This window comes from Stenotrophomonas genospecies 3 (assembly GCF_054473855.1).
The window spans coordinates 184,492-208,514 of record NZ_JBTMUR010000002.1; the positions used below are offsets into that span (position 1 = coordinate 184,492).

The following is a 24,023-nucleotide window of genomic DNA, read 5'->3' on the forward strand; positions in this document are numbered from 1 at the left end:
GGCGTGCAGATGACAGCCCGGACGCGTTCGGTCCCGTGCACCCGCCAGCGCGGCATGGCGGTGATCGTCGCCCTGCTGGTGGTGGCATTGGTGGCGGTGATTGCCACTGCACTGCTGACCCGGCAGTCGGCACAGCTGCGTGCGCTGCGTGGCGACCAGCTGCGTGCGCAGGTGCGCATGGCGGTCGATGCCACCCTGGAGCGCGCGGCGCAGCAGCTGCGTGACGATGTAAAGGAGCAGTTGACCACAGTGCGCAGCGGCCGTTGGGCGCGTCCACTGACGCTGCAGGCGCCGCTGCCGGTGCAGTTGCAGCTGGTCGATGCACAGTCCATGTTCAACCTGCGCAACCTGCTGGCCTATGGCAAGCCGGACCTGGAGGCACGGCGCGCGTTCATCGCGCTGTGTGCCGGGCAGGGACTGGGGCAGGGTGCCTGTGCATTTGCTGCCGACCACATCCAGGCGCGGCTGCGTGATGGCGACCTGCAGGCGCAGGCGCCGTTGCCGCGTGAATCGCTGATCGAGCAGGCCCTGGCGGGCGCCGACCCAGTGGCGGTGCAGGCACTGGCACGGCGCACCGTGGTGCTGCCGGCCCAGACCCTGGTCAATGCCAACACTAGTGACATCAGCGTGTTGCAGGCGGTCACTCCCGGCGTGGAGCCGGGGCGCCTGCAGGCGCTGCTCGGTGAGCGCGACGGTGGCCACTGGCTGCTCAACCGCGGCGATATCGCCAATCGACTGCAACTGAGCAACGCGCAGATGGCCGTGGTGCCGCTTGGCATTCATAGCGAGTGGTTCCTTGCCGTCGGCCAGGTACAGGCCGATGGCAATGCGGTCGACTTCAGGGCCCTGATCTGGCGAGAGTATCGCGATGACAGTGTGCGCGTGCAGCGTGTGTGGACGAGGATTGGAGCATGAGCGTGCAGCTGAGGGTGCGCCTGCCGGCGCTGGAACACCTGCGCGCCGACAGTACGGTCGAGTGGGCGCGGTTGCACAAGGGTGGGGTGCTGGCCCATGGCCGCGAGGGCTTGGCCGTGCTCGGGCAACGTCATCCGCAGGCCGAGGTGCTGGCCTGTCTCGATCCGCAGGACCTGATCCTGCTGGAACTGCAGCTGCCGCCACTGTCGGGCCGCAGGCTGCAGGCCGCACTGCAGGGCGAAGTAGAGGCGATGCTGCTGGATGACCTGCAGGAGGTCGCGTTGGCACACGGTGCGCAGGCGGCGGACGGCACGGTTCCTGTGGCGTGGCTTGGCCAGCAGGCAGTCCTGCAGGCGCAACAGCTGCTGGCCTCGTGCGCACTGCAGCTTCAGGCGCTGTATCCGACGCCGCTGCTGCTGCCGTGGCAGAACGGCCAGGCAACGCTGCAGGCTGACGGTGAGCATCTGCTGGTGCGCTGCGGGCGCGATCGTGGTTTTGTGCAGTGGTGCGGTGGGCGGGACACGGCGGCGGTGCTGCAGTCGCTCGCGACGCGTCTTCAGCAATCCGGGGTGCAGGCCGTGCAGTGGATCGACAGCGTGCCGTTGGCGTGGCCGGAGAACCTGCCGGCCACCGTGGTCGCGCATGAACTGCAGGCCAGCGGACCCGTGCCAGCGTGGTCGTTGCCACTGCCTGGTCGCAGCAGGCAGGCACCACGCGTGGCGATCGGCCTCGCATTGGCGGCGGTGTTGCTGGCTGCGCTTGGGCTGCAGCTGCAGGTCTCGCGCTGGCGCAGCGAGGGCGAGGCGTTGCAGCAGGACATGGCGCGGCAGTTCAGCTCGCACTTTCCGGAGATCACCGATGTGGTGGACCCGGTGCTGCAGGCGCGGCGCGCGCTGGCCGTGCCGTTGCCGGCGCCGCCGTTGCCACCGGTGCAGCGGCAGGTCGCAACGACGCTGCAGGCGATTCCGGAGTTGGGCGGCCAGGTGCGCGGCCTGCACTATCAACCCGGCCAGCTGGAACTGGAGCTGGACGCCGATGCGCAGGCGGTAGCCGATGACGCACAGCGGCTGGAGCAGTGGCAGCAGGCGGCGCAGGCGCAGGGCCTGCAGCTGGCGCGCGAGGCCGGTGGACGCCTGCGCGTGAGCGGGGGCGGACAGTGACCGCCAGAGCCGTGCGCCTGGGCGAGGGTGTGGCCGGTCTGCAGCGACGCTGGCAGCACCTGCCGCCGCGCGACCGCTGGATGCTGTGGGTGATGGTGCTGGCGCTGCTGGTAGCGGGGCTGTGGTCATTTTGGCTGGAGCCGCTGCTGAAACAGCGTGCGCACTGGCAGGCTGAGCTGCCGCGGCTGCAGGCGCAGGCGCGCGCACTGGCGCCGCTGCTGCGTGCACGCGAACGCCAGCAGCAGGTGCAGGGGCAGCGCCCGACGCTGGCCTCGCTGCGTAATGGAATCAAGTCCGCCGGCCTCGCCGATGGACTGCATGTCGAAGCACGCGACGGGCGTTGGCACCTGCAGGTGCAGGCCGTACCTGCTGACGCACTGTGGAACTGGCTGCTGCCCGTGCTGGCCGATCCGGCCATCGAACTGCAGCAGCTGCAACTGACACGCACAGGGGATGCGAACATGCCGGCGGCACGGATATCCGGAAACATCGTGGTGGCACTCACTGCGGGTGGCCATTCATGAGGGCGATGCGCAGCCTTGCCTGCAGCACTGTACTGGCCCTGATCGTGGGTTCCGCTCACGTTGTTGCACCGGCACAGGCGCAGGACGCCCCCGATGAGCCGGTGCAGCTGAACCTGGTGGATACCGATATCGGTGGCGTGCTGCGCATGGCAGCACGGTTCACCGGCCGCCAGTTCCTGGTCGACCCACGGGTGACCGGCAAGATGACGGTGGTCTCCGATGGCCCGGTCAGCCGTTCCCAGGCCTACCAGCTGCTGCTGGGCGCGCTGCGCATGCGCGGCTTCGCCGTGGTCGAGAACGGCGGGGTCAGCCGGGTGGTGCCGCAGGCCGACGCCAAGCTGCTCGGTGGCCGCGTGGGCAGCGGCGGTGCAGGGGGTGAGATCGCCACGCGCACCTTCGCGCTGCGCTACGAGAATGCGGCCGCGCTGGTGGCAGTGCTGCGGCCGATGATCAGCCCGGACAATCCGATCACTGCCAACCCGGGCAACAACACCCTGGTGATCACCGACTATGCCGACAACCTGGAGCGCATCGCGCGCGTGATCGCCAGCGTCGATACACCGGCCGGCATGGACACGGATGTGGTGAAGCTGCAGCAGGGCATTGCCGTTGACGTAGCGGCGATGGTCGCGCCGTTGCTGGATGCGCAGGGCGCCGAGCCCAGCCAGAAGGTGGTGGTGATGGCCGACCCCCGCAGCAACAGCGTGCTGCTGCGCTCCAGCAGCCCGGGCCGAACGCGCCTGGCGCGGCAGTTGGTTGAGAAGCTGGACCGTGCCCAGGACGAGTCCGGCAACCTGCATGTGGTCTACCTGCGCAATGCCCAGGCCAATCAGCTCGCCGGCGTGCTGCGCGGCGTGGTGGCCGGGCAGAGCGATGCACCGGCAATGGGCAGCAACGAAGGCATCACGCCACTGCCCGGCGACGCCAACCGCGCCACACCGGCGCAGCCGTCGCAGCCGCAGCAGGCCAAGACCGGTGGCAATGCGCTGGAATCGCAGCGGCTGGACCCGAACCGCCGCGACCCGATCGATACGGGAAGCACGGGCTTCAGCCAGAACGGCATTTCGGTGCAGGCCGACGTGGCCACCAACACGCTGCTGATCTCGGCGCCGGAGCCGGTCTACCGCAACCTTCGGCGGGTGATCGACCAGCTCGACCAGCGCCGTGCACAGGTGCTGGTGGAAAGCCTCATCGTGGAGGTCAACCAGACCGACGCGGCCGAACTGGGCGTGCAGTGGATGCTGGGCAATGGCCGCACCTTCGGCGGCACCCATTTCGGTGGTGTCACCGGCGGCAGCGGCCTGAACACCGCCGCGCGCACCACCCTGGACGTGCTGCCCAAGGACGGTCTGAAGATCGGTGTCATCGACGGCACCATCAACCTGCCCGGTGTCGGCCAGATCCTCAACATGAAGGCGCTGGCCAACGCGCTGCAGAGCAAGGGCGGTGCCAACATCCTGTCCACGCCGAACCTGATGACGCTGGACAACGAGGCGGCCAGCATCATGGTCGGCCAGACCGTACCGTTTGTCAGCGGCCGCTACGTGACCGACGGCGGTGGCGGCAGCAACAACCCGTTCCAGACCATCGTGCGCGAGGACGTGGGGCTGAAGCTGCGGGTGCGCCCGCAGATCTCCGAGGGTGGCACGGTGAAGCTGGACATCTACCAGGAAGTCAGCAGCATCGACGCGCAGAGCGCGAACAGCACGGCCGGCATCATCACCAACAAGCGTGCGCTGGATACCAGCGTGCTGTTGGACGATGGCCAGATCATGGTGCTTGGTGGCCTGCTGGAGGACAACGTCAGCCATGGCCGTGATGCGGTGCCGGGCCTGGGCAGGATCCCGGTGCTGGGGGCGCTGTTCCGCAGTGATACGCGCAAGCGTTCCAAGACCAACCTGATGGTGTTCCTGCGCCCGCACGTGGTGCGTGACCCCGCCGCCGGCCAGAGCCTGACCCGCGACCGCTACGACTACATGCGCAACGCGCAGGCCGGCGCGCAGCCGGTACAGAGCTGGGCATTGCCGGCGCTGTCCGCACCGCAGCTGCCGCCGCAGGACCTGTCTGTACTCGGCCAGGGCAATGCGCGCGATGGCCAGGGCCAGCCGCTGCAGAGCAGCAGCCTGGCGGCGCTGTACCCGTCCGGTGACAGCGACGCACAGCTGGTGCAGTTCGCGCAGGGGCTGGACCCGGCCCGTGCCAGCCAGGGCGTGGCGCAGGTGCGGGCACTGGGCCTGCAGGCCTATGCCGAAGCGACGCCGGGCGAGAGCGGGCAACGCCTGCGGGTGCGATTGCCGCGCGACCCGGCGACGCTGGACCCGGCGCTGCAGCAGCTGCGCGGGCTGGGCTACACGCCGGAACTGGTGATCGGGCCGTGAGCGCGGCCGCGCCACTGCCGTACGCCTGGGTGCGCAGCCATGGCGTGATGCTGTCCGAAGTTGGCGGCGAGCCGGTCCTGCTGGGCACCGCCGACACCGCGGCGTGGGCCGTGGCCGAACTGCGCCGACGGCATGGACCGCTGCCGTTCCAGGCGCTGGATGCCGCGACCTGGCAGCAGCGGCTGGGTGAGCAGTACCGTGACGGCGGCGATGCCGCTGCCGTGGTCGGTGCCGCCGAAAGCGAAGTCGATCTGGACCGGCTGATGCAGGACATGCCGGAGGTCACCGATCTGCTGGATGCGCAGGACGATGCGCCGGTGATCCGCATGATCAACGCGCTGCTGGCACAGGCCGCACGCGATGGCGCCAGCGATCTGCACATCGAGCCATTCGAGACCCATTCGGTGGTGCGCTACCGGGTGGACGGCACGCTGCGCGACATGGTGCAGCCACGGCGCGCACTGCACGCGGCGCTGGTGTCGCGCATCAAGATCATGGCCCACCTGGACATCGCCGAGAAGCGCCTGCCGCAGGACGGGCGCATCGCGATCCGGGTGGGCGGGCGGCCGCTGGATATCCGTGTCTCCACGGTGCCGACCGGTCATGGCGAGCGTGCCGTGCTGCGCCTGCTGGAAAAGGATGCCGGTCGCCTGCAGCTGCAGCGCCTGGGCATGGCCGATGACACTCTGGCCACGTTCACCGGGTTGATCCGTCAGCCGCACGGCATCGTGCTGGTCACCGGCCCGACCGGCAGTGGCAAGACCACCTCGCTGTACGCCGCGCTGGGCCAGCTCGACAGCAGCACCAGCAACATCCTCACCGTGGAGGACCCGGTGGAGTACGACTTCGCCGGCATCGGCCAGATCCAGGTCAACGCGCGCATCGGCATGAGCTTTGGCACCGCGCTGCGCGCGATTCTGCGTCAGGATCCGGACACGATCATGATTGGTGAGATCCGCGACCTGGAAACCGCACAGATTGCGGTGCAGTCGTCGCTGACCGGGCATGGCGTGCTGGCCTCGCTGCACACCAACGATGCGATCTCGGCGGTGACCCGCCTGGCCGACATGGGTGTGGAGCCGTTCCTGCTGGCTTCGTCGTTGCGCGGCGTACTGGCGCAGCGGCTGGTGCGGCGGCTGTGCACGCAGTGCCGTCGTGCCGAGGTGGACGGCGAGGGTCGCACCGTATGGCGCGCGGTGGGCTGCGCGGCCTGCGCCAACAGCGGCTATCGCGGACGCACCGGCATCCATGAGTTGTTCGTGGTGGACGACCGCGTGCGCGCGTTGATCCATGAAGGGCAGGGCGAGCCTGCGCTGCGCGAGGCGGCACGGCGCGCCGGGATGCGGACCTTGCGCCAGGACGGCCAGCGTTGGGTCGACAGCGGGGTGACCACGCTGGAAGAGATCCTGCGCGTCACGGGCGACGACTGAGGCTTGCATGGCGCTGTTCGACTACCAGGCCGCCAACGCGCAGGGCCGCATCGAGAAGGGTCAACTGGACGCCGACAGCCCGCGCGGCGCGCGCCAGGTGCTGCGCGGTCGAGGGTTGACGCCCGTGCAGGTCAGCGCGGCGCGCAGTGCGGGCAGTGGCTGGGGCACGCGCCGGCTGTCCGCCAGCGAGCTGGCCTGGGCCACCCGCCAGCTGGCCAGCCTGCTGGCCGCGAGCCTGCCGTTGGAAGGTGCATTGAGTGCGGTGATCGAACAGGCTGAGCGCCCCCATGTCGCGCAGGCGCTTACTGCCGTTCGTGCCGATGTGCGCGCTGGCCAGCGCCTGACTGTTGCACTGGCAGCGCGGCCACGCGATTTTCCGCCGATCTATCGGGCGCTGGTGGGCGCAGGTGAAGACTCCGGTGACCTGGCGCGGGTGATGGAGCGCCTTGCCGACTACATCGAAGAACGCAACGCGCTGCAGGCCAAAGTACTGACCGCCTTCATCTACCCAGCGGCAATCAGCCTGGTGTCGGTGGCGATCGTGATCTTCCTGCTCAGCTACGTAGTGCCGCAGGTGGTGACCGCGTTCGTGCAGGCGCGGCAGACGCTGCCGATGCTGACCCAGGTGATGTTGGCGGCCAGTGCATTCGTTCGCAGCTGGGGAGTGTGGGCGGGGCTCGGCATCGCTGCGTTGGTGGTGGCATGGCGGTTGGCTCTGCGCAAGCCCGAGCTGCGCCTGCGCTGGGACGCGATGCTGCTGCGGGTGCCGATGGTCGGGCGTTTCGTACTGGGCGTGAACAGTGCGCGCTTTGCCTCGACTCTGGCGATCCTGCTGGATGCCGGTGTGCCGCTGCTGCGTGCGCTGGAAGCGGCGCGACAGACCCTGGGAAACGCGCTGCTGGCGCGCTGTGCCGATGATGTGTCTTCGCGCGTACGCGAAGGTGCTGCACTGGGTTCTGCGTTGAAGGTGCAGAAGGTGTATCCGCCGATCCTGGTGCACCTGGTGGTCAGCGGTGAGAAGACCGGCTCGCTGGCACCGCTGCTGGATCGCGCTGCGCAGACCATCTCGCGCGAGATCGAGCGCCGCGCGATGGCACTGACCGCACTGCTGGAACCGACCATGATCCTGGTGATGGGCGGCGTGGTGTTGACGATCGTGCTGGCGGTGCTGATGCCGATCATGGAAATGAATCAGCTGGTGCAGTAGATCCATGCCATGCGTGGATGGATCAACCGACGCGCGACATGGGCGGCACATCCACGCATGGCGTGGATCTACTGGTGCCTGGATTTCTCCACACAATCCTCCACACCTTTTTTCGATCTTCCACAGGTTTCTTAAGCGGCCTGTCATCGGCGCGGACCAGCATAGCCACGTCGCCGCAGAGTGGGCTGGGAGGCCCTCGGCGGCAGCAGGCGTGTAGTGACCGTTCCTCCCTTGGTGTTTCCCTTCGCAGTAAACCCTTCAGGAGAAGATCATGAACAAGTACAAGACCCTGGCCGCGCTGGTTGCTACCGCGCTGCTCGCCACCGTTGGCGCCGCCTCGGCGCAGACCGTTACCGGCGGCGGCGCTTCGCTGCCCGCCGACCTCTACAAGGGTTCGTCCGACAGCATCCTGCCGGCGAACTTCACCTACGCCGTGACCGGTTCGGGCACCGGCAAGAAGGCCTTCCTGGAAAACAACTCGCTGCTGTTCTCGACCACCGGCACCGTGCACTTCGCCGGCAGCGATTCGGTGCTGAGCAGCACCGAGCTGAGCACCTACACCACCAACTTCAACCAGCCGACCAACGCCAACCGCTACGGCGCGCTGATCCAGGTGCCGTCGGTGGCCACGTCGGTCACCATCCCGTTCAACAAGGCCGGTTCGGCGGTGGACCTGAGCGTGGCGCAGATCTGCGGCGTGTTCTCGGGTGCGATCAGCGACTGGTCGACCATCGATTCCAACCGCAGCGGCCCGATCCAGGTGGTGTACCGCCCGGAAAGCAGCGGTACCAGCGAAATGTTCAGCCGCTTCCTGACCGCCGCCTGTGCCGCTGAGAACGCTGAAACCTCGAAGCTGGTGGGTGGCAAGTTCGCCATCAAGTCGACTTTCGCCGACCTGTACAAGCGCGATGACAACGGCGCCCTGCCGGCGTTCCTGGTGGCCGCCCCGGCCACCGGTGGCACCTCGCTGTACAACGCTGTCTACGCTGCTGAAGGCCGTATCGGCTACGTCGGCCCGGACGTGATCCCGAGCCTGACCGATGCGACCAAGGTCGCCAAGGTCAAGGGCTTCTCGCCGGACCAGGTGAGCGTGCAGGCTACCCTGGACACCGTCGCTCCGCCGACCGGCGCCGCTGCTGAGGACCCCGCCAACTGGGTGCCGGTGTTCGGCAACCCGTCGGCCGGCTATCCGATCGCCGGCTACACCAACCTGGTGATCGGCCAGTGCTACAAGGATTCGAGCGTCGCCACCAGCCTGCGCGGCTTCCTGGCCCGCCACTATCCGGCGACCTACACCGTCGCGTATGAGAAGTCGATCACCGACCACGGCTTCATCCCGCTGACCAAGGCCTGGCGCGATGCGATCCGCAACCGCTTCGTGCTGGCCAGCAGCGCTGCCGGCCTGAACAATCCCAGCACCTGCTCGGGCATCGGTCGTCCGCTGTAATCCGCAGCACTGGTTGAGTCCTGCTTGACCCGACGCCGGCCTCCTGGGCCGGCGTCGCCATTTCCGCGACGGTGCCACTGCAGCGTTTCGCTGTCGGCTTCGTGTCACGTGAACCGTCTATCAGGGGCAGGGCATGCGTTGCGCGTGCCTCCCCGATCGTCGCCGCAGCCGCGGCCCCCAGGTTGATGAGGTTCCGATGTCGCACCCGCTCCCGTCCGCTGTTCATCCGGCCGCGCCGATGCGCCGCAATCATCCGATGGCGTGGGCCATCGCGGTCGCACTGGGCAGCATGGTGGCCCCGGCCAGCCAGGCGCAGCAGGCGTTCAGCCCGGGCTGGTTCGCCGAACGGGGCGCGGCTCAGGGCAGCGCGGCACAGAGTGGCCGGATGCCCAACGGCGTGCCGATCCAGTTCCAGTTGCCGGCCCAGCAGCAGGATGCAGCACGGCAGAAGCTGCAGCAGTCGATCGACAATCTCGGCACCGCGGCGCAGGCGATTGCCTTGCAGCAGCGCTTGCAGGAACAGGCGCGGCAGGCGCGCCGCGAGGCTGGCTTCATCGTTGCCGATGGCCTCGGCAAGGACGGCCTGAGCGTCGACCAGAACCCGCTGACCCGCGGCTGGCTCAATGCGCGCGAGGCGATCCAGTCGCAGGGCAGCGACGGGCGGGTGCAGGTCACGGTCGAGCAGACCGCGGACAAGGCAATCCTGAACTGGGAGACCTTCAACATCGGCGGCAACACCACGCTGAACTTCCTGCAGAACCCTGACTGGGCCGTGCTGAACCGGGTCAATGATCCGCAGGCGCGGCCCAGCCAGATCCTGGGCCAGCTGAAGGCCAATGGCACGGTGTTCGTGGCCAACCGCAACGGGGTGGTGTTCGGCAACAACAGCCAGGTCAATGTACGCAACCTGCTGGCGGCTGCAGCACGGATCAGCGATGCGCAGTTCCTCGACAACGGCCTGTACAGCCCCGATGCCAGCAGCAGCGCGCTCAGCGATGCATTCGGCAAGGTGATGGTGGAGCAGGGCGCCCGCATCGCGACCCATGAGCCGACCAGTGCGACGCGCGGCGGTGGTTACGTGCTGCTGGCCGGGCACAGCGTGGAGAACGCCGGCCAGATCGAGGCGCGCAAGGGCCAGGTGCAGCTCGCTGCCGGTGACAGTTTCGTGATCCGGCGCGGCGTGGGTACGGCGACCAATACCAGCTCCACCACCCGCGGCAATGAAATCGCGCCGCGCTTCATCGCGGGCAGCACGGCTGGCAGCGTGCGCAACACCGGCCTGCTGCGCGCCCGCGAGGGTGACGTGACCTTGGCCGGGCGCAGCGTCGAGCAGGCCGGTGTGGCCGTGGCCAGCACCACGCTTGCTCAGCGCGGCACTGTGCATCTTCTGGCTTCGGCCAGTGATGCCGGCAGCAGCGTCACGCTTGCCGATGGAGCCACCACGGCGGTGCTGATCGAGGACGATGGCAAGGCCACGGTGCTGGATACGCAGCGCGACAGCCTCATCAAGGAATCGGCAGAGCAGGACGCGATCCGCGCCGGCGCGCGCTCGGCAACTTTCGACAATCTGTCCCAGCACAATGATCGCCGGGACCAGTCGCGGGTGGAGATCGTCTCGGGTGGCAACATCCATTTCAGTGCGGATTCGCTGACGGTTGCCACCGGCGGCCAGATCATCGCCGATGCGGCGGCCCGCAGCTACGTAGACGACGCCGCGCGCGTGGACGTGTCCGGCGCAGTGGGCGTACAGGTGTCGATGGAGAGCAACAATGTCCAGGTCAAGGTGCAGGGCAACGAACTGCGCGATGCCCTGGACAACCGCGACAGCGGCAAGCTGACCAGCAGCGAAGTCTGGGTCGACCGCCGCAGGCTGGTCCACGTTCCGGCCGGTACCGGGGGCTACGAGGGTGAGCGCTGGTACGCTGCAGGCGGCCTGCTGGAAGTGGGTGGCTATCTCGACAACCAGGGGCACTCGATCGGCGAATGGGCCGCGCAGGGAGGCACCGTCCTGCTGGGCGGCAGGGAAGTGGTCACGCATGGTGGCTCACGCATCAACCTTGCCGGCGGCAGCCTGGATGTGCAGAGCGGCGTGATCCGGCAGAGCTGGTTGCGCGGCGTCGATGGCCAGGTCTACCGCCTTGATGATGCGCCGGCGGAGATGCTGTTCGATGGCCTGTACAGCGGCCATGAAGTGAAGCAGGAGCGCTGGGGCATCACCGAGACCTTCCGTGATCCGATCGTATTCGCGGCGCAGCGTGTCGATAATGGGTACACGGTCGGCCGTGATGCAGGACGCCTGATCGTCTCCGCACCCACCGCGGTGCTGGACGGGAAGGTTGAGACTGCCACCTTCCAGGGCGCGCAGCAGAACCGCAGGCCGGATACCGGGTTGGACGGCTATGCGCAGGCGCAGACGGCGGTCGCGCGCAATGCGCAGCTGTACCTGGGGCGCTACGACGGCCAGGGTCGCAGTGGTGTGTTCGGCTCGGACGTGCGCCTGGATGACAAGGCGCCGACGAAGGCGGCATGGTCATTGCTGGCTCCGGTCAACGAGGAGCGGCGTGACACGGTGTGGCTGGATATCGCAGAGTTGAGTGCCCAGCAGTGGGGACGGATCGACCTGGCGACCGCCGATCGCATCCGCCTCGACGGCAACCTTCGGCTTCAGGCAGGTGGACAGCTCAACCTGACCGGCAGCGAGGTGGAACTGGCAGGCGACATCGGCATTGCCGGCGGCCAGCTGTCGGCGGGCAACCTGCTGGATGTCCAGGGCCGGCCGACGGCGCTGCTGCACGATGGCCGCGCCCGCACCGCCATCGCCGACGGCACGCGGATCGATCTCTCCGGTGAATGGAGCAACGCGTCACTGGCGATGCCGCTCGACGCGAGCGGTGCCTGGACGGATGGCGGCCGCCTGAGCCTGAGCAACAGTCATGACGTGGTCGTGGGCGCCGAGGCAACGGTCGACGTCGAGGCCGGTGCCGCGTTGGACCTGCGCGGCAAGGGCCACATCGGGAAAGGGGGCAGCATCAGCCTGCAGGCGAACAGCAGCACGGTTACGACCGACGGCAGCGGCCGGGTGCAACTGGGCGAGGGAAGCCGGTTCAGCGGTCGAGGACAGGGCAGTGGTTCCTTCTCGCTGGGGACCGGTGGCCAGGTGCGGGTGGGCGATGCGGCCCTGGCGGGCGCGTCGCTGCGACTGGACCCCGGCCTGTTCGGCAGTGGCTTTGCGCAGTACGACATCAATGGCCATCAGGGCCTGGAGGTGACCGATGGCGCGCAGCTGGTCGCTTCCCTGCCGGGCCTGCAGCTGACCCAGGGCGCTCGGATGGCAACCGATCGGGCGAGCGCGCTGGCGGCGTGGGATGCGCCGCTGTACAGCGCCGATCCGTCGAGCGGGCGCATCAGCCAGCGCGCGGGCGCGAGCATCAGCCTGCGTTCGGACCGCAACAGCGTGGGCGGTGACCTGCGGGTTGGCAAGGATGCACTGGTGGCGGTCGATCCAGGGCAGACGATCTCGCTGCTCGGTGCAGGCAACATCGATGTTGAAGGCACGCTGCGGGCCAAGGGCGGCCGCATCCTGATCGACGATGTGCGCCCGGAAACCGCGCTGTACGCCGGGAAGCGCACCGAACGCACCTGGCGTTTCGCCGAAGGCGCGCTGCTGGATGCCGATGCAGACGCTATTTCGCTGCCCGATCCCAGCGGCCGCCTGCGCGGGCAGGTGCGCGCGGGTGGACGCATCGAGATTGGCGGGGCGCTGGACTGGGAGGCCACCGCATTCGTCGACAACCGACCACCGGAAGCCTTCGTGGTGGTCGAACGCGGTGCGCGCCTGCAGGCGCGGGGCGCGTCGGCCGAACTGGACATCGATGGCCAGGGCCGCGTGCGCGTGGACAGCGACGGCGGGCAGATCGTGCTGCGTTCGGCCAATGCGCTGTACCTGGAGGGCGGGATGGACGCGGCCGCCGGTGGTGCCGGCGCACGCGGCGGCACGCTTGGCCTGGCCTTTGGCGGCAGCATCCATGCACGTGGCGCCAGCGAGGAGGTACTGCGGGCGCGTGCGATCAGCCTCAGCCAGCACAACGCACCGGCGCAGCCACTGCCGGCCGCATTGGAATATGGCCACGCCGCGTTGTCGGTCGAGCAGCTGCAGGCCGGCGGCTTCGGCAACCTGTCCGTGTTCGGTGACATCCGCGCCGTCGGCGATGTCGACCTACGCCTGGCCCAGAGCCTGCGCATCCACGGCCAGGGAACGTCGAGCCTGGGCATGGCCATGGATGCCGGGCTGTCCTCGGGGCTGCGACTGAGTGCGCCCTACGTCAGTCTGGCGCAGGCACGCTGGCGCCAGCTGCCGGGCGAGAACTTGCTGGTCACGGCCGAGGTTGCCTCGGCGGCGCCGGACCAGCATGCGCTGGCGGTGCAGGCCGAGCTGATCGACATCCGCGACGTCACCTGGCTGCCCGGGTTCGAACACGTGGCGCTGGAAAGCCGCAGTGATGTGCGCCTGACCAACAGCATTGCCAGCAATGGCAACACCAGCGCGTTGATGGCGGCCGGTTCGATGGATGTGACCGCTGCCCGCCTGTACCCCACCACGGGTGCGGCCGGCACGCTGGTGGCCGGCGCTTCGGCGCAGACCGTGCAGACCGCTGATTACTGGGCTGATCCAGATGCCGTGCTGCGCATCCACGGCATCGGTGCGGGTACGCAGCCGGCGCCGGAATCGGCGCGGGGCACGCTTCGCCTGGTGGCCGCCACGGTGCAGCAGGGCGGCAACGTACAGGTGCCGATGGGCACGCTGCAGCTGGGCGGCCTGATCCAGAACGGAACCGTCGGCAGCCGGGTGGAACTGCTCCCGGGCAGCGTTACCTCCACCAGCGGTGCCGGCCTGTCGCTGCCCTATGGTGGCACCGTCGATGGTGTGGACTGGCGGGTCGGCACGCGCAGCGTGAGTTCGCTGACGCCGGCCGGCATCTCCTCGATGGGGGTGACCCTGAAGGCGAACGAGATCGAGGTGGCGCCGGGGGCACTGCTGGACATGTCCGGCGGTGGTGAGTTGACCGGTGCGGCCTTCGTGTCGGGGCGCGGCGGCTCGGTCGACGTGCTGCGAACGGCGTTGGCCGACGCCAATCCGCGCTATGAATTCAGTGCGTCGGGCAACCCGGTGTATGCGATCGTGCCGGGACGCGCCGGGACGTTCGCCCCCAGCGGCGAGGAAGGATTCGCCGCACCGGCGGTGGGCCAGCAGATCACCGTGCCGGCGGGCGTGCCTGGCCTGGCGGCCGGCACCTACACGCTGATGCCGGCCAGCTATGCGCTGCAGCCCGGTGCCTTCCGGGTGGAGCTGGGCGCCACCGGTACCTCGGGCATCGCGCAACCCATCGCGACCGGCACCGGCACCTGGCGTGTGTCCGGGCAGCAGCGCACGGCGCTGGGCGCGGCAATCTCGCCGTTGCTCACCGACATCCTGCTGACCCCCGCCGCGGTGGTACGCCGGCACTCGGGCTACAACGAAACCTCCTACAACAGCTTCGCGCAATCGGTGGCCGACCGCCGCGGCGAGTCGCGCGGCTGGCAGACCATCGATGCGCTCGGATTGACCCTGGCGCTGGGCGAAGGCGCAGGTCGTGCAGACACGCCTGCCATCCGCTTTGCCGGCACCGCGCGGTTCGGCGCCGCCACCGACAACGGGCGCGGCGGCACGCTGACAGCCACGTTGGCCAGCCCGGCGGTCGGTTCACTGGAGATCGTCGATGGCGGTGCGCAATCGCAGGCGCGTGATCGCGGTGCCACCTTCAGCGACGACGCGCTCAATGCCTTCCTGCCTGTGCGGATGATGATCGGCGGGCAGTTCAACCAGGTGACTTCGCAGGTGGCGGTGACCGGCCAGGCACGCAGCGTGGCGATCCGTTCCGGAGTCACCCTGAACGCACCGGAAGTGCTGGTGGCAGCGGCCTCCGGTGGCAGCGGCGTGCTGGTCGAGGCCGGTGCGACCCTCGATACACTGCCGTTCGCATCCGCCAACGCGGATGCCAGGGCGACGCTGCCTTACCAGGTCTCCGGCGGCCTGCTGGCGGTGTCCAACCAGCGCCTGAACCTGATCACCGGCACCACCGGCGTGGAGGCCGGTCCGGTGGCGATCGACATCGGGGGGTGCCAGACGGCATGCGACGGCCAGACCCGGCTGGTTTCCGATGGCAGCATCGCGGTAGCGACCGATGGCACGCTGCAGATGCGCGATTCCGCCCGTTATGGCACGCGTCAGCTTGGCGTGAGCATGGCGGCGCTCAACCTCGGCACGGCCGAGGCGATCGCGCAGGCGGCGGCCGCAGGGGCGCTGCCCAGTGGCATGACCATGAACCAGTCCGTGCTGCAGCAGCTGCTGCGCGGCAATGATGCCACCGGCGCACCGGCGCTGGATACGCTGAGCCTGGTCGCACGGGATTCGGTCAACGTCTTCGGCAGCGTCGACCTGGATGCGCGCGACAGTGCCACCGGCCGCGGTGGCCTGCAGACGCTGGTACTGGGCGCGCAGGCCATCCATGGCTATGGTGCGGCGAGCGACCGTGCGCGCATCCTGGTGGACACACTGGTCTGGGACGGTTCGCTGGCGGCGACGCAGGCGCCGGGCAGCGATGCGTCGGTGCCGCCGGCCGATCCGATGGTGGACCGGCTCGGCGCGGGGCAGCTGGACATCGTCACCCGCAACCTGCAGCTGGCGCGCGCCCCGTTCAGCCGTCCCAGCTCCGAGGTGCCTGCCAACCGTCAGGTACTCGGATTTAGTGCGCTGAACCTGAGTGCTTCGGAGCAGCTGTCGTTCTCCGCGCAGGGCACGCTGGACGTGTTCCAGCAGCGCGGCGACTATCTGGCCGACAAGGGCTGGCAGTACAGCGGAGGCAGCCTGGGTATCGATACACCGCTGTTGACCGCCGATCCCGCCGCGCAGCTGCGCGTGCGCACCGGCGGCGACTTCCGCCTGCAGGGGGGCACCGGTAAGGCGGGTGGCGATGCACTGGGCAGTGAGCTGAGCATCGACGCCAACCGGATCACGCTGGACAGCACGATCGCGCTGGCTTCAGGACGGCTGTCTGCGAACGCGCGCGAGGGCATCACGCTTGGCAGCCGGGCGGCGCTGGACCTTGCCGGGCGCAAGGTCTCGCTGTACGACGTGGACAAGTTCAGCTGGGGCGGTGATGTCCTGCTGTCCAGCGACACGGGGGACATCCGCACCGATGCGGCCTCCCGCATCGATGTTTCCGCCCGCAACAACCGCGGCGGGCGCATGACGGTCACCGCAATGGCCGGCCGAGCCGATCTGGCGGGTGATCTGCAGGGCACCGCCAGTGGCCGCTACGATGCCGGTGGCACGCTGGTGCCCTACGACGGTGGTGAACTTGTGGTGCGGGCACGCCAGTTGCAGGACTTCACCGGCCTCAACCAGCGATTGACCGCCGGCGGCGTCGTCGGTGGTCGCAGCTTCCAGATCGGTGAAGGCGATCTGCGGATCGGCGACGAAGTGAAGGCGCGCCGGGTCGACATCAGTGTCGACGCGGGCAGCATGACCGTGGCCGGCCGCATCGACGCCAGCGGCGAGCAGGTCGGCAGCATCCGCCTGTACGCCCGTGATCAGTTGCAGGTGGACGGCACGCTGGACGCGCACGGTACCGGCCTGCGCGTGGACAGCCATGGCAAGATCATCGACAGTCCGAACCGGGCCACCATCACGCTGGGCAGCGCCGAAGGCACCGTTGGTCTGGGCAGCGCGGCGCACCTGGACATGCGTGCAGGCAGCGACGTTGCCCTCGGTGACGTCCCTGGACAGAACGACGGCATGGCGCGGGGCTCGCTGAAGATCGATGTGCCGCGGCTGGGCAGCAACGACGCTGCGATTGCTGCGGCCAGCGGCCTGCGCATCGATGGCGCGGCCGACATCCAGCTCGATGGTGTCCGTCGCTACGACGATGCGCCCCTGGCCAGCACCGCTGATGTGCGCGGCAACCGCGCGCAGCTGGTCACCCAGCAGTGGCTGGACCAGGTGGTCGATCCGCATAGCGTGGCCTGGATCGATGGCGCGCTGGGCAATCCGGATCTGCAGCAGCGCACCGCCGCGCTGGGCGACGTCCGCCTGCGTCCCGGCGTGCAGGTGGTGGCGCGGCGCAGCGAGGCCAATCCCGAGGGCGACCTGACCATTGCCGGCGACATCGATCTGTCCGGCTACCGCTACGGGCCCGAAGCCAACCGCGCCGATCCATCGCGGCGTGGCTTCGGTGAATCGGCTTCGCTGGTACTGCGCGCCGAAGGCAACATCAACGTCCATGGCAGCATCAACGATGGTTTCGCACCGCCGCCGTCCACGCCGGACGAGGGCGGTTGGCAGTTGTATGAGGCTCGCAATGGCAGCGCCGGGCACACCCCCTTCGGTGGCGACCTGGTGGTGCCGGTGGACGGAGTGAAGCTGCAGCCCGGCACCGAGTTCCAGGCCGGCACCCGCCTGAACTATGACGTGCCGGTCGAATCGGTAACGCTTCCGGTCGGTACCGTGCTGCCCGCGCCGATGGTGATCTCGCAGACCCTGCGCCTGCCTGCGGGCACGGTGCTGGGTGCGGCGGTGACCACCGACTCCGGGCAGACGCTGGCGGCGGGCACCGTGCTGCAGAAGCCGCTGGTGCTGGCGGCCGGTGCGCGCCTGGGGGCCGGCTTCCGCCTGCGCAGCGCCGTACAGATGGCGGCACAGGAGTGGCCCGCCGGCGCGGTGCTGCCGGTTGCGCTGCGCCTGGCACGCGAAGTCGAGCTCAAGGTGGGCGCCTACATCCCATCGTTGACCAAGGTGGAGCTGCCCGGCAACGGGCCGGTGAATCTGCGGCCGGCCGATGCCAACGGCAACCAGGGGCGCAACTGGGCGCTGGCGCCGATGCTGGCCGAGGGCACCACATCTTGGGACCTGACCGTGGTTGCCGGTGCCGATTCCGGGGCGGCCGATCCACGCAGCCGGCGCTGGGGCGCCGAAGGCAGCGTGGTGCTGGCCGACACCCACCAGGGCTCAATCGGTACGGTCAAGACCGAAATCATTTGGGTGGGTGATCGTGCGTTGACTGAGCGGGCATCGCTGGACTGGATCGGCGACACCTCCTATGCGGGCCGTCCGATCGCGGAGCTGGCCGACATGTACGGCTTCACCGAAGATGAGTTCTGTGCGATGTCGGCTGACTACTGCGGCCCGGCCCCCCGCCAGGTGGCCGCGCAGGGCTCGCTGGATTACTGGGGCGATGAGTCCTACGTGGGCACCCCTGCGAAGGACTTCGCGGCGATGTTCGGCATGACCGAAGACGAGTTCTGCAGCACCGCACCCAGCTACTGCGCCGGCGGTGGCACGCAGACCGAAGTGACCACCTACGGCAAGCGCGCGGGCACGCCGGCCTGGAGCGTGCTGCGCACCGGCAAGGGGGACCTGGAACTGCTCGCTGCCGGTGATGTCGTGATGAAGTCCGGCTTCGGTGTGTACACGGCGGGCACTCCCACCACGCTGGGCGAGGGCCGCGACGCTGCCTTCAATTCGCCCCGTGCAGCAGCCCCCAGGAACACCGCACTGCTGGGTCCGAACCTGGTGCCGGGCAGCTATGATGCCGCGTTGGCCGGCTATCAGGCCTGGTATCCCGATCATGGCGGCAACCTGCGCGTCGAAGCCGGGCGAGATATCGTCGGTGACGTCTGGACCGGGCGCGCAGAGTCGGGCACCAGCGAGCGTGACTGGGCGCTGTACTCCAGTGCCGCGGTCGGCAATTGGCTGTGGCGGCAGGGAACCGGCAGCACCACCGGCGTGGAGCCGGTGCCGACCAGCTGGTGGGTGAACTTTGGCGCCTACACCAACGTGTCCGCTGCTGCTGGCGCCTCTCCGCGGATGGTCGGCTTCACCGGCTTCGGTACATTGGGCGGCGGCAACTTGACGCTGGAGGCCGGGCGTGACGCCGGCGTGCGCGATGCGATAGGTGACGCGCTGGACTCGACGATCGCACCGCGCTCGGGTGCGATCATCGCGGCGGTGGGATCGACCGGCCGGGTCAGCGATGGCCAGCTGCACCTGACCGGCGGCGGCGACCTGCAACTGCGTATCGGTGGCGCACTGAATCCGAATCTGCGGGCGACGTTCTCCAGCCTCAATGCCTCCAGGGCGGGACAGAATCTCGACCTCAACGGTACCTTCAGCAATCTGCGTGGCAGCCTGCAGCTGGATGCGGGACGCATCGGTGCAATGGGCGTCACCCTGGAAAGCTACGCGACGCTGGGCCAGCTGCGTGCGGCCGATCTGTTCGCCGCCGACGCCGCTCGCCCGATGGGCGGGCCGGTGCTGGTGCTGGGCGATGCGGTCGCGCAGCTGCAGGCGCGGGGTGACGTCGTGCTCGGCGGCGTCGCCGATGCCGGTCGGGTTCCACTGGCCAACTACAGCGCGGTGGTGCACGACAACGGCAGCCGCGCTGCGGGCAGCACCTGGTTCTCCCTGTGGACCGACACGACCGCCGTGGACCTGTTCAGTGCCGGTGGCGACCTGGCGCCGGGCCTGGCCGGGCCGGATAACGTGACCGGCAGCAATCTGTGGCCCGAGCAGGTTGCGCTGGCACCGGGGAGCCGGGAGGAGCTGCTGAACTACTGGCTCTATCCTTCGCGCTTCAGCGCCATTGCTGCGCAGGGCGACGTCAAGCTGCACCGGATCAGCACCACGCCGGGGACGCAGGATGTGATCCTGCTGGCACCCTCGGCGACAGGACGGCTGGACGTCCTGGCCGGTGGCGGCATCTTCGCCCAGCGTGGCGCGACCCAGATCGCGCGCTCCGCCAGCGACGCGCGCCTGCCGGGACCCTTCGACCCTGCATTCATGGCCGAGCAGGGGGATTCCAGCGGCAATGTGACCCGCTCGCGTCACAACCTGTCGGTGGACGGCAACATTGCATCGCCGCAGGCATCGCTTCCGCTGTTCGCCTTCGGCCCCGGTACACCGCTGTCCACGGTCTCTGCGGCACTGGCACCGAGCCGCTTCTACGCGGTGCAGGGCGACATCATCGGTCTGGCCACCGGCGCCCAACGCACGCTGGATGCCAACGGGGGGCGGCGCACGCAGCTGAACTGGTTCGAGGCCGCCGGCGCCGTGCAACTGCGGGCAGGCCAGGACATCCTCGGGGTGTCGATGACCGCTTTGAACACCGCGCCCACCGACATCACGGTGGTGGCGGCGGGCCGCGACATCGTGCATCTGAACGCGACCATCGCCGGCCCCGGCGACACCGAGGTCAGTGCCGGCCGCCAGCTGCGCCAGGAGGATGCGGGCAGCATCGTCAGCCTCGGTGGCATCGTGCAGGGCGATGCCCGTCCCGGCGCCAGCATCGCGTTGACGGCCGGCAACCAGCAGATCGATTTCGCGGCCCTGCGTGCCCGCTATCTGGACCCGGTCAACCTTGCCGATCCCGCGCAATCGCTCGCGTCGCAGCCGGGCAAGGCAGTCAAGGTCTACAACCAGGAGCTGAAGCAGTGGCTGCAGCAGCGCTTCGGCGTGGCTGCCGACGGCGACGGGGCGCTGGCTGCATTCGACGCACTGCCGCAGGAACAGCAGCGCATCTTCCTGCGTCAGGTGTACTACGCCGAACTGCGCGAAGGTGGGCGTGAGTACACCGATGCAGAAGGGCCCCGCTTCGGCTCCTACCTGCGCGGGCGCGAAGCCATCGCCACGCTGATGCCGGACAGGAATGCGGTCGGTGCGACGATCGACCGTACCGGCGATATCGTGATGTACGGCGGTTCCGGCGTGCGCACCGAGGCGGGCGGCAACGTCGAACTGATGGCACCGGGCGGACAGATCGTGGTCGGCGTACAGGGCGTGGTGCCGCCTGCCAGCGCCGGCCTCGTCACCCAGGGGCAGGGCGATATCCGCCTGTTCAGCCAGGACAGCGTCCTGCTGGGCCTATCGCGGGTGATGACCACGTTCGGCGGCGACATCCTGGCCTGGTCGGAGCAGGGTGACATCAATGCCGGTCGCGGTTCGCAGACGACGCTGCTGTACACGCCACCGCGTCGCCTCTATGACGGCTGGGGCAATGTGATCCTGTCGCCGCAGGCTCCCGCCAGTGGCGCAGGCATTGCGACCTTGAACCCCATCGCCGAAGTGCCGCCGGGCGACGTCGACCTGATCGCGCCGCTGGGCACCATCGATGCGGGCGAAGCAGGCATCCGTGTCTCGGGCAACATCAACCTCGCCGCGCTGCAGGTGCTCAACGCGGCCAACATCCAGGTGCAGGGTGAGAGCAAGGGCCTGCCGGTGCTGGCCACGGTGAACGTCAATGCGCTGGCTTCGGCCAGTGCAGCGGCGAACAGCGCCAGCCAGGCGGCACAGGACGTGATGCGCAAGAGCCAGGACGATGCACGACGCAACCAGCCATCGGTGATCAGCGTGCAGATCCTCGGTTTCGGCAGTGGCACCAGCAGCATTGCGCCGCCGGCACGCGGCACGACCGCCAACAGCGGCTACGACGCCAACAGCGCCTTCCAGTTCCCGCAGGCAAGCCGCGACGAAGGCACGCAGCGCCGATAGGCATAGCACGCCCCGGTAGGTGCCGACCTTGGTCGGCACGCATTGCCCGATGCAGCGCATCGGGCTGCAGCATCGGGCCAGCCGCCAGGGAACGGTGGCGGCCCCAGCCAGGACGGCACGGAGGGCAGGGAGAGGCCATCAGCGGTGAGGACCACCGACACAGCGCCGCCGGGTGCAGGAGAGCACCCGGCGGCAGGAGGGACGCGCGCATGTGTCACGGTAGATGCCGACCTTGGTCGGCAGTAGATCCTCGCCATGCGTGGATGCCCGGACAGCCTCAGTGCCGACCAACGGTCGGCACCCACCAGAGCAGGCGTGGCAGCAGGAGCCGCTCGGCCGTAGATCCACGCCATGCGTGGATGCGGTGCCACGAACCAATCCTAAAGCTCCAGCACCCGCCGGTAACTCAACGGCCCACGCCCATCGCGCAGGCCCAACCGCAGTTCAAGTCCGGTGGCCGGCAATACCTCGCCCTCGCTCGGCAACACGGCCCATCCCGTTCCAGGCTGCCACGCCCGCACCTCGAACCGCTGCACCTCGCGCGCCACCGCAATGCCCTTCGACGGATCCGGTGCGGGCAGGGGATACCGGTCCGTAGCCGCACCACTGGCCCGCCACAGCGTGCTGCCCTGCCGCCACCAGCGCACCCGCTGCCAGTGCAGCCCATCACTGCCGACACTGCGGGTGATCTCCAGTGCGAAGCTGCCATCCGGGTGCCGCTCGCTCACCAGCGACGGGGGCAGCAATCGCTGCGGACGATCTGCCGGGCGCACCGCGCCATTCATCAGCGCATCGTCGGCACGCATTTCAATATCGCGCTGGAACTGCTGCAGCACGCGCAGCGCCGTCGTGGTCTCGGCATCGGCCTGGCGCAGGCGCTGGTCGCTGTTGGCCACGCTGTCCAGCGCACGCCAGCAGATCAGCGCCAGCACGCCCATGATGGTGATCGCGATCATCACCTCGATCAGGGTGAAGCCACGCACGGCGCGCCTCATTGCGCCGCCGTCCACGGCAGCTGCATCCGGGCCAGCGACTGTCGCGGTGCATCTTCGGCCACCACGGTCAATTCCAGTTGCGGCTGCCCGTCGCTGCCGGTGCCTAGATGCTGCAGGACCAGGAAGCTGCCGCGTCCCTGCACACAGCGCTGCCGCGCATCCCGCGGCGGCTGCCCGACGAGGCGCAGCTCCTGCCAGCGGTCCTGCGCGCACAACAGCGCCAGGCGACGGTCGCGCAGCCGTGACTGATCGTCGGTCGCCACTGCCACCGAGCGCATCACCGCAGCCAGTGCAATCGATACGATCGCCAGCGCGATCAGCACCTCGATCAGGGTGAAACCGCGCGCCGTCTGCTTCACTGCACGACCTGCAATTGTCCGCTGCCATCATCACGAAGACGCAGTGCGCGGCCGTCCAGCGACAGTCCAAGCTCCCAGGCGGTACCGATCCACTCCGGGCTCAGCTCGATGGCGTTGGTGGGCTGCACCGTGATGCCTGCAGCCTGCCACTTCTGTGGACGCAGCAGATCATCGCGTTCAACGGTGACCCAGCGGCTGCCTTCGAGGCGGCTGAAACGATAGCCGGCGGCGTCGGCCTGCCAACGCAGGGGGCGGCCATCGATGCGGGCCTCGTCGCGCGCCACCTGCAGGCGCTGCGCCAGGCGTTCGCCTTCCTGCCGCAGCTGGCGCGCGGGGTCGAGCAGGCTGCCCAGGCCCAGGCCGATGCCTGCCGTGCAGATGCCGATGATCACCAGCACCACCATCAGTTCCAGCAGGGTGAATCCACGCGGGATGCGTCGCATCGACATTGCCTCCTGTCCCTTGCCGATGCGTGCCAGCGTAGGCCTGCATGATGAAACAAAAGCGTCAGCCGCACCTGCTAGCGTAGGCGGACACGAACGTGGCGATGATGTGGAACATGGACGGCAGGCGCTGGGATCGGAATCGGATGTTGACCCTGCTGGCGGCGACGCTGCTGCTGGCCGTGGTGGCCTATTGGAGCGTCACCCTGTCTGCGGTGGCGCCAGCGGCGGCCGCGAGCGAAGCGCATGCAGAGGCGCCGGTACGGCCGATGTTCGATGCAGTGGCCAGCCTGCCACTGGTGCGGTTGCTGTCTCCCGGTGCGGTGCAGACCGAGGTGGTCGTGCTGGGCGTGATGGCGGGTGACCATGCGCCATTGGCCCTGCTCTCGGTAGATGGACGCCCAGCGGAAGCGTATGCGCCCGGCCAACGACTCGGACCCTGCACGGTACTGGCCAGCATCAGCGCCAGCGCTGTGGAACTGAACCAGGCCGGGCAATCGCGCAGCCTGCCGGTGCCCGCGCTGCCAGCGGTGCCGACCGATGGCATCGTGCCGGGCGGGTCCCTGTAGAGCCGAGCCTGCGCTC

Annotated in this window: 12 protein-coding genes; 9 read left to right on the forward strand and 3 right to left on the reverse strand. The window is 68.8% G+C overall.

The window, feature by feature from the left end; translation table 11 throughout:
* Window positions 1–9 precede the first annotated feature (9 nt).
* The 8 genes from gspK to ACX9OT_RS03310 all read left to right on the forward strand — a co-directional run bounded on the left by gspK (window position 10) and on the right by ACX9OT_RS03310 (window position 21,641).
* The gene (gene gspK, locus ACX9OT_RS03275; RefSeq protein WP_459000904.1) at window positions 10–915 is read left to right on the forward strand and encodes a type II secretion system minor pseudopilin GspK; all 906 of its coding nucleotides are present in this window, start codon (window positions 10–12) and stop codon (window positions 913–915) included.
* A complete protein-coding gene (gspL, locus tag ACX9OT_RS03280; protein ID WP_071227948.1) occupies window positions 912–2,075 on the forward strand; it encodes a type II secretion system protein GspL in 1,164 nt (387 codons plus the stop codon). Before gspK ends, gspL begins: the two co-directional genes overlap by 4 nt.
* Complete coding sequence (gspM, locus tag ACX9OT_RS03285; RefSeq protein ID WP_071227949.1) at window positions 2,072–2,599, forward strand: type II secretion system protein M; 528 nt, start codon at window positions 2,072–2,074, stop codon at window positions 2,597–2,599. The genes gspL and gspM overlap by 4 nt, the downstream gene beginning before the upstream one ends.
* Complete coding sequence (gene gspD / locus ACX9OT_RS03290) at window positions 2,596–4,977, forward strand: type II secretion system secretin GspD (protein ID WP_459000907.1); 2,382 nt, start codon at window positions 2,596–2,598, stop codon at window positions 4,975–4,977. The genes gspM and gspD overlap by 4 nt, the downstream gene beginning before the upstream one ends.
* A complete protein-coding gene (gspE, locus tag ACX9OT_RS03295) occupies window positions 4,974–6,407 on the forward strand; it encodes a type II secretion system ATPase GspE (protein ID WP_121503442.1) in 1,434 nt (477 codons plus the stop codon). The genes gspD and gspE overlap by 4 nt, the downstream gene beginning before the upstream one ends.
* Before the next feature lie 7 nt (window positions 6,408–6,414).
* A complete protein-coding gene (gspF, locus tag ACX9OT_RS03300) occupies window positions 6,415–7,614 on the forward strand; it encodes a type II secretion system inner membrane protein GspF (RefSeq protein WP_459000909.1) in 1,200 nt (399 codons plus the stop codon).
* 271 nt (window positions 7,615–7,885) lie between these two features.
* Window positions 7,886–9,061, forward strand: a complete 1,176-nt coding sequence (locus ACX9OT_RS03305; RefSeq protein WP_049422989.1) for a substrate-binding domain-containing protein — start codon at window positions 7,886–7,888, stop codon at window positions 9,059–9,061.
* A gap of 196 nt (window positions 9,062–9,257) precedes the next feature.
* Complete coding sequence (locus tag ACX9OT_RS03310) at window positions 9,258–21,641, forward strand: filamentous hemagglutinin family protein (protein WP_459000911.1); 12,384 nt, start codon at window positions 9,258–9,260, stop codon at window positions 21,639–21,641.
* A gap of 380 nt (window positions 21,642–22,021) precedes the next feature.
* Here ACX9OT_RS03310 and ACX9OT_RS03315 read toward each other — a convergent pair whose 3' ends face one another.
* From ACX9OT_RS03315 to gspH, 3 genes are read right to left on the reverse strand one after another with little or no spacing between them, the layout of a single operon-like run.
* Window positions 22,022–22,636 (reverse strand): prepilin-type N-terminal cleavage/methylation domain-containing protein, encoded by a 615-nt coding sequence (locus tag ACX9OT_RS03315; protein WP_107433701.1) that lies wholly within the window; start codon window positions 22,634–22,636, stop codon window positions 22,022–22,024.
* Window positions 22,633–22,995 (reverse strand): type II secretion system minor pseudopilin GspI, encoded by a 363-nt coding sequence (gspI, locus tag ACX9OT_RS03320; RefSeq protein WP_107433700.1) that lies wholly within the window; start codon window positions 22,993–22,995, stop codon window positions 22,633–22,635. The genes ACX9OT_RS03315 and gspI overlap by 4 nt, the downstream gene beginning before the upstream one ends.
* Window positions 22,992–23,438: a type II secretion system minor pseudopilin GspH gene (gene gspH, locus ACX9OT_RS03325; protein WP_107433742.1), complete on the reverse strand. Its 447-nt coding sequence runs from the start codon at window positions 23,436–23,438 to the stop codon at window positions 22,992–22,994. Before gspH ends, gspI begins: the two co-directional genes overlap by 4 nt.
* 104 nt (window positions 23,439–23,542) lie before the next feature.
* On the opposite strand from gspH, the gene ACX9OT_RS03330 reads away from it, so the two are divergent.
* Window positions 23,543–24,007, forward strand: coding sequence for a general secretion pathway protein (locus ACX9OT_RS03330; protein ID WP_189721131.1), 465 nt, complete (start codon window positions 23,543–23,545; stop codon window positions 24,005–24,007).
* Window positions 24,008–24,023 lie beyond the last annotated feature (16 nt).